Here is a 14,543-nt window from a genome sequence, read left to right on the forward strand (position 1 = left end):
ATGCGCTCTCTGTCCGTTGCGATACTGCTTTGCGGGGCGATGCTGACCGGCGGTCCCGGCAGCGTCCATGCGCAGGAAGAGCAATCGCCGGCCTCGACGCCCGCAAAGGCCGAGATCGGCAGCTTCGGCTTTGACGAGGCGGGCATGGACCGGACTGTGAGGCCGGGCGACGACTTTTTCGCCTATGCCAACGGCACGTGGATCGCCAACACGCAAATCCCCGACGACAAGCCCGCTTATGGTTCCTACTATCGACAGGAAGACCAGACCAACGAACAGCTCCGCGCGATATTGGAAGCGGCAGAGGCCGATCCCGCGAGCAAGCTCGGCCGCGCCTATGCCGCCTATCTCGACACCGACCGGGTCGAAGCGCTGGGCCTCGCGCCGATCCGCCCGTGGCTCGACCGGATCAAGGGCCTCTCCGACCGCAACGGCTATTCGGCGCTGCTCGCCGAGGCGGACGATATGCGCGTCGGCGGCCCGGTTGTCTATTGGGTCTGGCAGGACGACCGCGAACCCGGTCAGGCGCGGCTGATGATCGATCAGGCCGGGCTCGGGCTGGGCGATCGCGACAGCTATCTGTCCGACGAGCCGGCCTATGCGGCGATGCGAACGGCCTATGTCGCGCATCTGGCGAGATTGCTGGCGCTGGCCGGCGAAAGCGACGCCGATGCCCGCGCGCAGGCGGTGATGGCGCTGGAGACCGAGATCGCGAGGGTTCACTGGCCGCGTGTCGATGCCGCCGACATGGTCAAGACCTACCACAAGTTCCCGATTGCCGACATGGGAGGGTTCTCGACGCCGACCCTCGATCTGGCGGCGATCCTCAAGCGGCACGGGCCGCACCTCACGCATGTGCAGGTTCGCGAACCAGGCGCGATCAAGGGCATTGCGGCGATCGTCGACAAGGCGCCGCTCGATGTTCTGAAGGACCAGTTGATCCTGCGCAGCCTCGGCGGTCTGGCGGAGGTGTTGCCCGCCGCGATCGACGGCGAAGTCTTTGCCTTCTACGGCACGACCTTGGCGGGGACGCCCCGGCAGGCGCCACGCTGGCGGCGCGCGGTCGCCTTCGTCTCCGATGCGTTGCGCGACGATCTCGGCGCCGCCTATGTCGCGCGCCATTTCCCGCCCGGTTACAAGGCGGAAATGACCGGCATGGTCGACAATCTGAAAAGCGTAATGCACGACCGCATCGACAAGCTTGCGTGGATGCAGCCGCAGACGAAGCGGCGCGCGCAGGAAAAGCTCAAGAATCTGACGGTGCGGGTCGGCTACCCCGACCAATGGCGCGATTATGCCGCGCTCGACATCGGGGCCGGCGACGCCTTCGGCAACCGTGTGCGGGCGAACCGGTTCGACTTTCGCTACATGATGCAGCGGGCCAGCGAACCGACGCGGTGGTGGGAATGGAGCTATCTCAGCGCGCAGAAGGTCGATGCCAACGCCAATTACAATCTGTTGCAACTGACCTTCCCGGCCGCTTTCCTGCAGCCGCCGACCTTCGATCCCGGCGCCGACGCGGCGATCAACTATGGCGCGGTCGGGGCGGTGGCGGCGCACGAGATCACGCATAATTTCGACAATAGCGGCGCGAAGTACAACGAAAAGGGCGTGCAGGCCGAATGGTGGACGCCCGAAGACGTCAAGGCCTTCGAAGCGGCAGGCGACGCGCTCGTCGCGCAATATGACGCCTATGAGGTGCTGCCCGGTCTGCATGCGAACGGACGGATTTCACTGGGTGAGAATATCAGCGATCTCGCGGGCCTGACCTTTGCCTATGAGGCGTACAAACGTTCGCTGGGCGGCAAGCCGGCGCCGGTCATCAATGGCCTGACCGGCGACCAGCGTTTCTTCCTCGGCTGGGCACAGTTCTTCCGCATCAAGGCGCGCGACGAATATCTGCGGCAGACGATGCTGACCTGGCAGCATTCGCCCGACAGGCTGCGCGTGTTGACCGTGCGCAACATCGACGCATGGTACGAGGCGTTCGACGTCAAGCCCGGCGACAAACTCTATCTGCCGCCCGAAAAGCGGGTGAGGATCTGGTAAGCAACTGAAATCGCACGCCCGGCCGCGGCAGCCCGCGTATATAACAATTCTCGTATAAAAAGCCTTGGCATTATTATTATTCATATAGGCGCCGCCGTTTCAATTTTGCCCCGATAACGCCGCGCCGAATCCAACATCCAGCGGCGATCCTGAAAATTGGGGGGCTGCAAGATGAGGAAAGTTTCACGGACCGGACGGGTGCTGTTGCTGGCGGGGGCGATGTCGGCGCTGGCGATGTCCGAAGCGGCGTTCGCGCAGGATGCCGCGGCACCGCAAGGCGGCCTCGACGAAATCGTCGTTACGGCGCGCAAGCGCGAGGAGAATCTCCAGTCGGCGCCGCTGTCGGTGTCGGCGATCGGCGGCGAAGCGCTTGCCAAGGCGGGGATCGACGAATTTTCGGAGATCGCGGGCCGCGTTCCGGGCTTCACCTTCAATCCCGACAACGTCTCCGAACCCAATATCTTCCTGCGCGGGATCGGCACCGACATCGAAAGCGCCGCGTCGAACCCGGCGATCGGCTTTTTCCTCAACGACGTCTATCTGTCGCGCGCGCAGGGCACCGCGATCGAACTGTTCGACCTCGAACGCGTCGAGATCGTGCGCGGGCCGCAGGGCACGCTCTATGGCAAGAATGTCGTCGGCGGCGCGATCAACTTCATCACCCGCAAACCGACCGACGAATTCCGGGCCGGCGCCGAGGCAGGGATGGGCAATTATGGCAGCTTCGAGGTCAAGGCGAATGTCGCGGGCGGCCTTGCCGAAGGTCTGTCGGGCAGCATCGCCGCGAGCGCGCGGCACCATGACGGCTATGCCCGCAACACCTTCACCGGCAACGATGTCGAGGATCTCGACGCCTATGGCGTGATGGCGCAGCTTCGCTACCAGCCCGACGACCGGCTCGACATCCTGCTGACCGGCGACCTGACGCGGCGGCGCGGCGGCGGCAAATGGGTCGATATCCAGATTCCGTCGGAGCATAATATCCCCTTCGTGAACCCCGACCGGCGCCGCGGTCCGAACAATATCGACGGCAAGCAGGACGCCGACCTCGGCGGCGTCCACCTCAGCGTCAACTACGACACCGGGTCGGGCACGCTGACCTCGGTAACCGCCTATCGCGAGGGCAAGTTCGCGTCGGTGAACAACGATGCGGGCAGCTTCATCGACTTCACCAGGATGATCTATGGTCCCGACGGGCGGATCGATTTCGGCGCGATCGACCATTCGCTGTTCAACGACGATTATTACATCAACGACAAGGACGAGACCGCGAAGAGCTTTTCGCAGGACCTGCGTTTCCGTTCGGATTTCGACGGACCGTTCAACCTGCTCGCCGGTCTCTATTATCAGCATGAAAGCGTCGATCGCACCGAGATTGCCGACTATATCTTCGTCGAATTCTATGCGCAGGGCAAAGAGATCGCCGAGACGCGGCTGAAAAGCGATACCTGGGCGGCGTTCGTCGAAGGCACGTTCGACATCACCGACACGCTCGGGGTGACCGCGGGCATTCGCTATACCAAGGACAAGAAGCGCTTTTCGGTCTATCGCGAGACGATCGGCGACTTCCTCGGCGCCGAGTTCGAGGACGAGAATGGCGATTTCACCCGCGCCTTTTCGGCATCGAGCAAGCAGAGCTGGGATGCGTGGACGCCGAGCCTCAACCTGCACTGGCAACCGGCGGAGGACATCTATCTCTACGGCCTCGTGTCGAAGGGCTATAAGTCGGGCGGCTGGAACGGCGAGAACGCGACCAATCCCGGCGAGGCGCGCCTTGCCTATAACCCCGAATATGCCTGGAACTACGAGGTCGGGGCTAAGACGACGTGGCTCGACAACCGGCTGCGATTCAACCTCACCGGCTTCTGGACCGAATATAAGGACCTCCAGACGCAGCAGTTCGTGATCTTCGATCCCAACCTGCCCGCCGACAATGTGATCTCGAACGCGGGCAAGGCACGGGTGAAGGGGATCGAGCTCGAAACCGCGGTCGCCCCGGTCGACGGCGTGACGCTGTTCGCCAATTACACCTATATGGACGCGAAGATTACCGGCGACCTCATCAGCACCGAATTGCAATATGACCCGAGCTGCTTCTGCTCGGTGCCGGTACCGACGAACCTCAAGGGCAATGTCCTGCGCCGTTCGCCCAAAAATTCGTTCAGCATCGGCGGCGACGTGACGGTGCCGGTGAGCAGCCGGATCAACGCCTTCGTCCGCGCCGACTATAACTGGACCGACGATTTCTTCTTCGACAACGAAAACAGCGCGCGCACGCGGCAGCGGTCGGTGGGCGTGCTCAACGGCTCGATCGGCATCGCGACCGACGACGACAAGTGGGAATTGCGCCTGTGGGCCAAAAACCTGACCAACGAGCTGTATGAATCGGGGAAGAGCGACGTGATCGGCTCGGTGCTCGTTTCCTACAATCCGCCGCGCACCTATGGCGCGACGCTGCGCTGGAAATATTGAGTTCGTTGGGGGCGTGATCGGCGATGCGTGTCGGACTGATCGGTTTCGGGTTTATCGGGGCCGACCTGTACCGCCGCATCGCCGCGACCGGCGGCGCGATCGAACTGGCCTTCGTCCATAACCGGACGGCGGCGCGGCTCGCAGAGGTCCCGCCCGGCCTGATCCTCGACGATCTGGCGGAGGCGCGGCGTTTTGCGCCTGACCTGATCGTCGAGGTGGCCGATCCCGGCGTCACCCGCCACTACGGCGAGGATTTTCTCGGTTTCGCCGACTATATGCCGCTCTCGCTCACCGCGCTCGCCGATGAGGCTTTGCGCGCACGGCTCGAATGCGCCGCGGCGGGCTCGGGTCGGTCGTTGCTCGTCGCGCACGGCGCGCTCGTCGGGATGGACAGCCTCGTCGAGTGGCGGGAAGCGTGGGAGGAGGTGGCGATCACCTTCCGCAAGCCGCCCGCCAGCCTCGGCCTGCCCGCCGCGCCGGGTGAGACCCTGCTCTTCGACGGCAGCGTCCGCGAGATCGCGGCGCGCTATCCGCACAATGTCAATGCGATGGTCGCCTGCGCGCTGGCGACGGTCGGGCTCGACCGTTGCCGGGCGCGGCTGGTCGCCGACCCGGCGCTTGACCATCTGATGCTCGAGGTCGACGCGCGGGGCCGTGACGGCGCCCGGCTATCGATCCGCCGCAGCCAGCCCGCGACCGGCGTGTCGGGCAGCGAAATGGCGGCGTCGGCCTGGCGTTCGATCTGCCGCGCCGCGCCGCTGCCCGGCGGCGCGGTTTTCGTCTGATCGCGCCCGCCGGCCGAACGAAACGACCGGGCGATGGGGGAAATGATGACAATAGCAACGCCGGTGCAGCCCATCATCGACGGCTTGGCCTTTCGCGCCTTTCACGCGCGGCTGCTTGCGCTGGTCGCGGCGGTCATCCTGCTCGACGGCTTCGATATCCAGCTCGCTGCCTTTGCTGCACCCGCCATTCTCGCCGACTGGCGGATCGGTTCGGGCGCGCTGGCGCCGGTCATGGCGGCCTCGCTGGCCGGCATGGCGTTCGGCACCAGCATCGGCGGCTGGCTCGGCGATCGCTTCGGGCGGCGGCCGGCGCTGATCGGCGCGGTGCTCTGGTTCGGCGCCATGGCGATGCTGACCGCGCTGTGCACCAATGTGACGAACTTCGCGATCCTGCGCTTCATCACCGGGCTCGGGCTCGGCGCCGCAGTGCCCAATGCGACCGCGCTCGTCGCCGAATGGATGCCGCTGCGGGCGCGCAACTATGCCGTCACCGTGATCTCGGTCGGGGTGCCGTGCGGCGGAATCGTCGGCGCCGCGATCGCGTCCTGGCTGATCCCGGCCTATGGCTGGCCGGCGGCCTTCGTGGTCGGTGGTGCGCTGCCGCTGCTGCTCAGCCTCGCGATGCTGCACGGCCTGCCCGAATCGCCGGTACTGCTGGCGCGGCGCGGCGGTGCCGATGCGCAAATCGCGGCGATGATCGCGGCGGCCGGGGGAAGTGCGGCCGGGCCGTTTGCGCCGCCGCCTGCGGTCGCGGCCGGCGGCCATCCTTTCGATCCCGCGCTGCGGCGAACGACGATCGGCATGGGGCTTGCCTTCTTTGCGGCGCTGATGGCGGTCTATGCGCTGCTGAGCTGGGTGCCCGTGCTGCTGTCGGGTGCCGGTTTCGCGATGGGCAGCGCGATCCGCGGCGCGATGATCCTCAACCTGTCGGGGGTCACGGTGTCCTTCGCGCTCACCTGGGTGATGCTGCGCATCGGTTCGCGCCGGACGATCATCGCGACGGTGGCAGCCGGGATGGCGGCGCTGGGGTTGTGGAGCACGCTGCTGCACTGGCCCGGCGTCGCGCCGGGCGTCATCCTTGCCGGCCTTGCGCTCACCGGGGCGACCGTGCTGTCGTTACAGGTGCTGCTGCTGACGCTGTCGAGCCACGCCTTCCCGGTCGAATGCCGCTCGGCCGGGATCGGCTATTCGATCAGCTTCGGCCGGATCGGCGCGATCATCAGCGCCTTTGGTGCCGGGGTGCTGCTCGACCAGCCCGGCGGTACCTGGCTGTTTTTCGCGATGATCGCGGCGGCGCTCGTCCTCCTTGCCGCCGGGGCACTCATCGTTGACCGTCACCTGCGGGGGCGGCCGCACGATTAATCCCGCGGCGGCCAGGGTTTCGCCGGCGCCTTGAACGACGGCTTGCCGATCAGGGGCGACGACAGCGCATAGAAGCCGTGGTTGGTGAACGCCCACAGGATATTGCGGTCATATTCGGCGAAGATGCCATAGGTCAGATTGCCCTGTGACTGGCCGCCGGTCTCGGCTTCGGTCGGGAAGCGCGGGACGAAATAGCCGGCGATCGACGGCTTGGTCGGGTCCTTGACGTCGAAAATCTGGACCCCGCCGTTATAGAAGGCATAGGCGACCACCCCGTCGCGGAACCGGCCGGGCTGGGTGAGATAGCCCGAGCGTTTCGGCCCGAAGCTGCCGCGGCGCTGGCAGAAATCGGTGAAGCCGGCATCGGCGGGCGGCACCGGGCGCGGGAATTTCGCCGCGATGCTGAGCTTTGCCGGATCGCGCGCGTCGACGACGAGGATATCCTTGTACGGCTCGTAACATTCGTCGTTCATCGGATAGCCGTTGGTGAAGATATAGCCGGTGCGCTCATATTGGCTGAGGTCGACATTATCGAACTCGGTGCCCGCGAATTTCGGCACCTGATTGACATGTCCGACGATCTTGATGTTCGCCGGATCGCTGACGTCGAGCGAATAGAGGCCAAGCCCCGCCATCGCGCCGAAGGCGATCTTGCCGCCTTCGCCGGGCGCCTTGGTCATGAACGGCGGCATGCGCGACCCGAACCACGAGGTGCGGTTGCCCGCGCGCGGGTTCATCAGATAGGCGGCTTCATGGTCCGGGTCGCCGAGGATCTGGCCGGGCGCCGCGAACTGGCTGACGAATTTCGGGTCCGCCGGGTCGCTCATGTCCCACGCCTGATAGCCGGGGGTGTAGATATAGTCGGCGAATTCGGTGAGCATGAAGCGGTCGTCGGGCGCGGTCGACAGGAACATATATTTGCCCCCGGTCCACGCCGGAATGTCGAGCGCCCCCGATCCCTGCTGTTCGCCCGGCTTCGCGTCGGGGTGGCGATAGTCGGTGGTGCGCTCGGCGACGAGCCGCCACTGGTCGGGCAGCGGGCCGTCCATCACATAGACGCGAAAGCCCTTGAGGCCTTTCCAGTGCTTGAGCGTCGCGACGCCTTCGGGTTCCAGATATTTCTCGTCCATGATGCCATAGCGCGGCACCTCGAACGCCTGCACCATCACATATTTGCCGAGCCCCTTGTGCCACGAGATGTTTGCGGCGCCGAAGCCGTCGCCCTTCGCATAGGGATTGACGATGTCGGGCTTGCCATAGGCGCCGACGCGCTGGCCGCGGCGATAGACGAGCTTCGCCTTACGCGGATCGGTGATGTCGAACACGCCCATGCCCGAGCGGTAATAGACATACATGTAACGCTTGCCGCCGAAGTCGGCGATCGACTGCCAGGTGTGCCCGGTCGACGGAATGAAGTTGTAGAAGGCGATCTGCTCGACATTCTTCGCGTAGCTGTTCTGGTCCCAATGATCGAGCTGGCCGGGGAAGTTCGGCGCCTTGCGGACGAGCGGCGTCGCCTTGGGGTGGATGAAGCGCCCGGTCGCCGCGTCCATGCCATAATCCTTGCCCGGCACCGGCGGTTCGGGCTTGCGGTCATAGGTGAGGTTCCACCAGGCGCGGATGTCGGGGTCGGGAATGTCGCTTTCGCCCGCGGTCAGCGGCGGCACCGGCAGTGTGCCGGCGGCCGGCTCGTCGGCGTGCGAGGATGCGGCCAGGCCCGCCAGTGCAATGGCGAGCGCGCTGCCGAAGCGCAGGAAAAGATCGTATCGCATTCAAGCCTCCCGGGGATGAAACCGCGATGCTTGTCGGCCGCCTCGCCATGGCGATCCAATATTGGATATCCGGCGCGGTATAATCTTTCGGGAATAGCCTCTGCGCAGCGATCGTCGCGATCTTATATAGCCAAACTGGAATATGGACTGCCAGATTATCTATTATATCGATATAAAGAGAAGACTAGGTTCCGGCCGTTCAATCGTTCAGGCCGGCACGGGACCTTCCCATCAGAGGACAGGGCGCGTCCGGCCGCTGGGGAGGTAAGACATGCGAATGACCCGATATTGGCGCCGCGCCCTGCTTGCGACCGCTGCCGCCTGCGCGCTGCCCGGATCGGCGGGGGCGCAATCGGCGCCGGCCGATACCGAAGGCTATGGCGACGAGATCGTCGTGACCGCGCGCAAGCGCGAGGAAAGCCTGCAGGACGTGCCGATTTCGGTGCAGGCGTTCGGCAGCGCGGCGCTCGAGCGCGCGGGCATCAAGGATTTCTCCGAAATCGCCTACCGCGTCCCCGGCCTGAAGCTCAGCGCCGAGCGCGCGGTCGATACCGAGCTGTTCATCCGCGGCATCGGCTCCGACATCCAGGGCGCGGGCGCCGATGGCGCGGTCGGCATCTTCCTCGACGGTGCCTATCTGTCGCGCGGCACGGGGTCGCTGCTCGATCTTTACGATCTCGAGCGTGTCGAGGTGCTCAAGGGGCCGCAGGCGCTGCGCTTCGGCAAGAGCGTGGTCGGCGGCCTCATCAACTATGTCACGAAAAAGCCCGGCGACGAATTCGAGGGGCGCTTCGAGGCGACCTACGGCAATTACAACAAGCTCGATGTCGCCGCCTCGGTGCGCGGGCCGGTGTCCGACACGCTCGGTCTCGGGCTGACGGTCAGCTCGCGCAAGCACGACGGCTATGCGACCAACACGCGCGGCGGCGACGAGGAGGACCAGAATGTCCAGTCGGTGCGCGGCCAGCTTCGCTGGCAGCCCGACGCGACGCTCGATATCAACCTGTCGGCCGACTACACGCGGCACCGCGACGGCGCGCGCTGGGTCGATATCATCGTCCCCGGCAACAGCAACGAAGTGACCTATCTCGGCTTTTATGCGCCGCCGATCGACGGTTTGCCGGGCTTCGTCCTGCCCGACCGCAACGCCCCGTTCCGGAGCGCCGAGCGCCGCCGCGGCGCGCATAATTTCACCGGTTATCAGAACTCCGACATGTACGGGCTCAGCGGTTCGATCGATTGGCAGGCGACGGACGCGCTCAGCATCACCGCGCAGACCGCGTGGCGCGATTCGTCGCTGGCGGCGCGCGAGGACGGATCGGGAATGTTCTTCGATTTCGCGATCGATCCGGCGACGAACACGCCCGTCATCACGCCGGCGATGCTCGCCGGGATCGACACCTATCTCGCGAGCGTCCCCGACAGCTATTTCGACAGCGGCAAGGCAGAGGACGTCAGGCAATTCTCGCAGGAACTGCGCCTGCGCTGGGACGATGGCGGCCCGCTGCGCGTCGAAGGCGGCGTCTATTATCTGCGCGAGAAGATCCGCCGCGCCGAGGATGTAAACTTCCTGTTCCCCGATTATCAGGCGATCGAGGAGTTTGCTTTTGCCATGGCTTTCGGGGGTACCCCCGCGACGCCGTTCCCCGGCTCCAACCACACGGTGACGACGTCGAAGAACGACAATATCGGCGTCTTCGGCGAACTCAGCTACAGCCTGACCGACCGGCTGACGGTCGAAGCCGGGCTGCGCTATGCCTATGACCGCAAGATCTATTCGAACAACCGGTCGGGCGTGTCGTTCGAGGGCGCGCCGGTGAATTTCACGGTCGGCGAAACCCGAAGCTGGGACGCCTGGTTGCCGAGCGCCACGCTGCGCTTCGAGCCGAGCGACGATGCGACGCTCTATGTCCGCTATGCGAAGGGGTACAAGCCCGGCGGCTGGACCGGCGAGGATGCCAACACTCCCGCCGAGGCGCTGGTGTCGTTCGAGCCCGAAACCGCGGACAGCTTCGAGGCCGGCGCCAAGCTGGCGTTCGCCAACCGGCGCATCTTCCTGAACGCCGCCGCCTATTACACCACCTACGACAATCTCCAGACCAACCAGTTCCTCTCACCGGGGCCGGGGCTGCCGCCCGACAATTTCGTGTTCAACGCGGCGAACGGCACGCGCGCCTATGGCCTCGAACTCGATATGCAGGCGCGGATCACCGATACGTTCAGCATCTCGGGCAATTATGCCTATTCGCGCTGCAACTTCACCGGCGAGCTGATCATCGACGACGACGGCACCGACCTCGATGGCAACACCTGCCGCCGCACCCCGAAGCATGCGTTCGGGATTTCGGCCAATCTCGACCAGCCGATCAGCGACAATCTGGTGCTCGTCGCGGGCAGCGATTTCCAGTACACCGGCGCCAATTTCTTCGACAATCCGAACACGCCGATCCTGAAATTCGACAGCGAAATCCTGCTCAATGCCCGCATCGGCGTCCGCGACGCCGACGACAAATGGGAATTGACGGCGTGGGCGAAGAACCTGACGAACGAGCTTAATTACACGAGCAAGCTCGAACTGTTCGGAACCATCTATGGCACCTATATTCCGCCGCGCACCTATGGCGTGACGGCACGGTTCCGGTTCTGAGAAGGGGGCGGCGATGAAAGGCATCGGCACATATCGGGCGGCAGGTGTGGCGCTGCTCGCGGCGCTGCTCTGGCCCGCGATGACCGCGGCCGCCGACTGGGGCAGCGACGTCGCCTCGCGCCCGATCGACATAAAGGATCCCTGGCTGAAGGCGTGGCAGGAGGCGACGCCCGAAAACCCGCCGAAGGATCCGGTGCCGGGGGTCGATTACGGGATGAATCCCGACGGCAGTTTCCGCCATCCGTCGTCGACCCGCCTCACCACCGACGTGCCGGGCTTTCCCGGCCAGCTCGATCATTGGGACCAGAATAGTTATGCGAAGAATGTCGAGGTCGTCGCCTTCTACCCGGCGGTGACCTCGCCCTGGCACGCATGGGCGAATGTCGTCGATTTCGATGGCCGGCGCTATCTTTACACCCACGACCGCGACTATCTCCGCATTCTCGACGTCACCGATCCGCGCGCGGCGAAGATCGTCTGGTCGAAAGGCGGGGTATGGAGCGCCGAAGGGTCGAGCGAGGATTGGGATGCGGCGGCGGTCATCGACTATTTCGGCGGCGTCACCATCGCATGGAACGAGAAGCTGCAGCGCAACGTCCTGATCGCCTCCTACGAGATCGGGCGTTTCGGCCTGATGGAGGACAAAAGGCGCCAGCCCGACAAGGTCGCGGCGCAGCGCCACTATAATTCGCTCAAAGGTTTCAAGGTCTTTGTCATGAACGGGCCGACGCCCGACAAATGGGACCTGATTGCGACGCGCACGACCGACACCAAGCATCCCGACGCCCCGGTCGGCGAACAGCAGGGATCGGGCGCGCTCGACGCGGTGACCTGGTGGGGCGGCAAATATATGCTGCTCTCGGCGGCGCCCGACGACAGCTACAGCCTGACCGAATATCCCGATTATCTCTATTCGCCCGGCTATCAGGTCTGGGACATGGCCGATCCGGCGAACCCGAAGTTCGTTTCGCAGATCAATGTGCCGGGGCAGGTACTCGGCGACAAGGACAGCGAAGCGGCTTACCTCGCTAACCCGCGCGCCGGCAATCGGACGAGCTGGATGGGTTCGCGCAACCCGATCGTGCTGACAAAGCCGGTCGAGCAGGGCGGCAAGATCGGCTTCGGCGGCATGGGCGGGCTCGGCTTCTATACCTTCGACCTCAGCGACCCGGCCGCGCCGAAGACGCTCGGTCATCTGAGCGTCCCGCCGAGCTATGCCGGGACCGAGTTCGACAATGTCGACGTCAGCCAGTACGACCGCACCGGTTTCGTCTTCTCGAACGGCTATCCGATGAACGAGAGCTGTTACGAGCCGTACAAGGATATTTTCTCGATCGACGTGCGCGACCCCGCGCATCCGAAGGTCGCGGCGAAATTCCCGCGGCCGAAACCGCCGGCGGGCGCGGGCTTCACCGATTTCTGCCAGCGGCGCGGCAGCTTCGGGCCGAAACGGTCGGGCGGGCTCGGCCAGCCCGAACGCGGACGGCAGGGGCTTGCCATCTACGCCTTCTACAACGCCGGCATCCAGATTTTCGACGTGAAGGACCCGGCGAAGCCGGCGATCGCCGGCTATTTCGTCCCGCGCTTTCCGACGACAAAGGAGCTGCCGGACTACACGTTCGGCAACTCGACCTTCGCGGTCTACACCGAATATGACCGCAACATCATCTGGGCCTTTTCGGTGAACGGCGTCTACGCGCTGTCGAGTCCGCTGCTCGGCAAGCCGAACCTTGGCGCCCCGAAGGCGATCTGGCCCGAACGCCGCTGAACCCCTGACTGGAGAATGATTATGCGCGCATGTCATATCGCGCTGGCGGGAGCATTGCTCCTCGCCGGATGCTCGAACGCACCCGCCGAAAAGACCGCGGAGAAACCCGCCGAACCCGCCGGCGACAACATCCTCCACATCAGCTGGGGCGGGATTGCCGAGGCCGATGCGGGCGAGGCGAAACGGCATTGGTCGACCTGGGCGATCAATCTCGTCGACGGCGGGCCGGCCTATGGCTGGCTGTCGGACAAGGGGGTGACCCTGCCGCACGCGCTGAACTTCGAACTCGCGGGCAATGGCAAGATCGCGGCGGTCGCGCTCGACAACCGCTTCGAGCCGGTGGTGCGCGAGGACGGGTCGATGTCGCAGACCGCCGAAGGATCGCCGGTGCGGCGTTTCGCGCTGCTCGGCTCGGCCAAGGGGCCCGAGGGGCCGTACGAGACGCTCGTCGAGGGCGAGGCGAAAGCCGATGCGCAGACGGTGGTGAAACTGCCCAAGGAAGCCTCGGCGCGCTGGCTGCGGCTGCGCATCGACAGCAATTGGGCGGGGAAGGGGCAGACGCGCCTGTCGGACCTCGCGGTTCTCGGCACGCTCGAGCAGCGCGGCGGCGGCGCGATCGCGGATGCGGACGCCAGCGGCATCTATTCGCACGAATATGGCCCGATCGCGCTGCGGCAGCAGGGCACCGAGGTCTTCGGCTGCTACAACGACGGGCTCGGCACGCTGCGCGGGACGGTGTTCGGCCGCATCATGCGCCTCGCCTGGTTCTCGAAGGAAGAAGGCAGCATCGGTTCGGCGACGCTGGTCGCGGCGAACGGCAAGCTCTATGGCTTCTGGTATCGCCCCGAAGACAAGATGGGCAGCCCGTGGAATGCGGTGAGGGAGAGCGGCCTCGACGGCGCCGACCTCGGCAAGTGCCGCGCGGCGCTCTATCCGCCTGCCTGACGCCGAGGATATTATGACCAGCCCGAATTTTTCCGTTGCCGTGCCGAGTGTCGAAATTGCGGGGAGCGCCCGGCGCTTCCCCGTCCGCCGCATCTTCTGCGTCGGCCGCAACTATGCCGAGCATGCGCGCGAAATGGGCGGTTCGCCCGAGCGCGAGCCGCCCTTTTTCTTCACCAAGCCCGCCGACGCGGTTGTCGGCGGGACGGCGGAGATCGCGATGCCGCCGCGGACCGCCAACCTGCATCACGAGATCGAGCTTGTCGTCGCGCTCGGCCGCGGCGGCCGCGACATTGCCGAGGATGCGGCGATCGCGGCAGTGTTCGGCTATGCGGTCGGCAACGACCTGACGCGCCGCGACCTGCAGGCGGAGGCAAAGGGCGCCGGGCGGCCGTGGGACATGGCGAAGGGCTTCGATCATAGCGCGGTCATTTCGCCGATCCGTCCCGCTGCCGAGGTCGGCCATCCGGCGAACGCGCGCATATGGCTCTCGGTCAACGGCGAATTGCGGCAGGAAGGCGACATCGCCCACATGATCTGGCCGGTCGCCGACATTATCGCCGAACTGTCGACCTATGTCGAACTGAAGGCCGGCGACCTCATCTACACCGGCACGCCGGCCGGCGTCGGCCGGATCGTGGCGGGCGATCTCGTCGAGGGCGGCATCGACGGCATCGGAACGATCGCCAACCGTTTCGTCTGACCGCGCCTTATAACAGATAGGGTATATCGGTACGGCCTTTCGG

Annotated in this window: 9 protein-coding genes; 8 read left to right on the forward strand and 1 reads right to left on the reverse strand. The window is 65.2% G+C overall.

Annotated elements, in window-relative coordinates; translation table 11 throughout:
• The 4 genes from V6U71_RS00630 (at window position 1) to V6U71_RS00645 (ending at window position 6,668) form a co-directional block, all read left to right on the forward strand.
• The gene (locus V6U71_RS00630; protein WP_411340511.1) at window positions 1-2,049 is read left to right on the forward strand and encodes a M13 family metallopeptidase; all 2,049 of its coding nucleotides are present in this window, start codon (window positions 1-3) and stop codon (window positions 2,047-2,049) included.
• Between the two features lie 171 nt (window positions 2,050-2,220).
• The gene (locus V6U71_RS00635; RefSeq protein WP_411340512.1) at window positions 2,221-4,521 is read left to right on the forward strand and encodes a TonB-dependent receptor; all 2,301 of its coding nucleotides are present in this window, start codon (window positions 2,221-2,223) and stop codon (window positions 4,519-4,521) included.
• Between the two features lie 23 nt (window positions 4,522-4,544).
• Window positions 4,545-5,306, forward strand: coding sequence for an aspartate dehydrogenase domain-containing protein (locus V6U71_RS00640; RefSeq protein WP_411340513.1), 762 nt, complete (start codon window positions 4,545-4,547; stop codon window positions 5,304-5,306).
• Between the two features lie 45 nt (window positions 5,307-5,351).
• Window positions 5,352-6,668 carry an MFS transporter gene (locus tag V6U71_RS00645; protein WP_411340514.1) on the forward strand — a complete coding sequence of 439 codons (1,317 nt, stop codon included), beginning with the start codon at window positions 5,352-5,354 and terminating at the stop codon, window positions 6,666-6,668.
• Here the strand turns inward: V6U71_RS00645 and V6U71_RS00650 are convergent.
• A complete protein-coding gene (locus V6U71_RS00650; RefSeq protein WP_411340515.1) occupies window positions 6,665-8,440 on the reverse strand; it encodes a hypothetical protein in 1,776 nt (591 codons plus the stop codon). The genes V6U71_RS00645 and V6U71_RS00650 overlap by 4 nt on opposite strands.
• A 271-nt stretch (window positions 8,441-8,711) precedes the next feature.
• Here V6U71_RS00650 and V6U71_RS00655 point away from each other — a divergent pair, with 271 nt between their 5' ends.
• The 4 genes from V6U71_RS00655 to V6U71_RS00670 are packed head-to-tail and all read left to right on the forward strand — an operon-like array spanning window position 8,712 to window position 14,500.
• Window positions 8,712-11,087, forward strand: coding sequence for a TonB-dependent receptor (locus tag V6U71_RS00655; RefSeq protein WP_411340516.1), 2,376 nt, complete (start codon window positions 8,712-8,714; stop codon window positions 11,085-11,087).
• Window positions 11,088-11,100: 13 nt separating this feature from the next.
• Window positions 11,101-12,855 carry a hypothetical protein gene (locus V6U71_RS00660; protein WP_411340517.1) on the forward strand — a complete coding sequence of 585 codons (1,755 nt, stop codon included), beginning with the start codon at window positions 11,101-11,103 and terminating at the stop codon, window positions 12,853-12,855.
• A 21-nt stretch (window positions 12,856-12,876) separates the two neighbouring features.
• Window positions 12,877-13,800 (forward strand): hypothetical protein, encoded by a 924-nt coding sequence (locus V6U71_RS00665; RefSeq protein WP_411340518.1) that lies wholly within the window; start codon window positions 12,877-12,879, stop codon window positions 13,798-13,800.
• A 13-nt stretch (window positions 13,801-13,813) separates the two neighbouring features.
• Window positions 13,814-14,500 (forward strand): fumarylacetoacetate hydrolase family protein, encoded by a 687-nt coding sequence (locus V6U71_RS00670; protein WP_411340519.1) that lies wholly within the window; start codon window positions 13,814-13,816, stop codon window positions 14,498-14,500.
• The last annotated feature ends 43 nt before the right edge of the window (window positions 14,501-14,543 follow it).

The organism is Sphingopyxis sp. J-6 (assembly GCF_046603995.1).
Taxonomy (GTDB): Bacteria; Pseudomonadota; Alphaproteobacteria; order Sphingomonadales; family Sphingomonadaceae; genus Sphingopyxis.

What these genes read in the sequence shown, in the direction of transcription:
- V6U71_RS00630 (WP_411340511.1), top strand. Translation starts at nt 1, where the DNA reads ATGCGCTCTCTGTCCGTTGCGATACTGCTTTGCGGGGCGATGCTGACC.
- V6U71_RS00635 (WP_411340512.1), top strand. Translation starts at nt 2,221, where the DNA reads ATGAGGAAAGTTTCACGGACCGGACGGGTGCTGTTGCTGGCGGGGGCG.
- V6U71_RS00650 (WP_411340515.1), bottom strand. Translation starts at nt 8,440, where the DNA reads ATGCGATACGATCTTTTCCTGCGCTTCGGCAGCGCGCTCGCCATTGCA.
- V6U71_RS00645 (WP_411340514.1), top strand. Translation starts at nt 5,352, where the DNA reads ATGACAATAGCAACGCCGGTGCAGCCCATCATCGACGGCTTGGCCTTT.
- V6U71_RS00640 (WP_411340513.1), top strand. Translation starts at nt 4,545, where the DNA reads ATGCGTGTCGGACTGATCGGTTTCGGGTTTATCGGGGCCGACCTGTAC.
- V6U71_RS00655 (WP_411340516.1), top strand. Translation starts at nt 8,712, where the DNA reads ATGCGAATGACCCGATATTGGCGCCGCGCCCTGCTTGCGACCGCTGCC.
- V6U71_RS00665 (WP_411340518.1), top strand. Translation starts at nt 12,877, where the DNA reads ATGCGCGCATGTCATATCGCGCTGGCGGGAGCATTGCTCCTCGCCGGA.
- V6U71_RS00660 (WP_411340517.1), top strand. Translation starts at nt 11,101, where the DNA reads ATGAAAGGCATCGGCACATATCGGGCGGCAGGTGTGGCGCTGCTCGCG.
- V6U71_RS00670 (WP_411340519.1), top strand. Translation starts at nt 13,814, where the DNA reads ATGACCAGCCCGAATTTTTCCGTTGCCGTGCCGAGTGTCGAAATTGCG.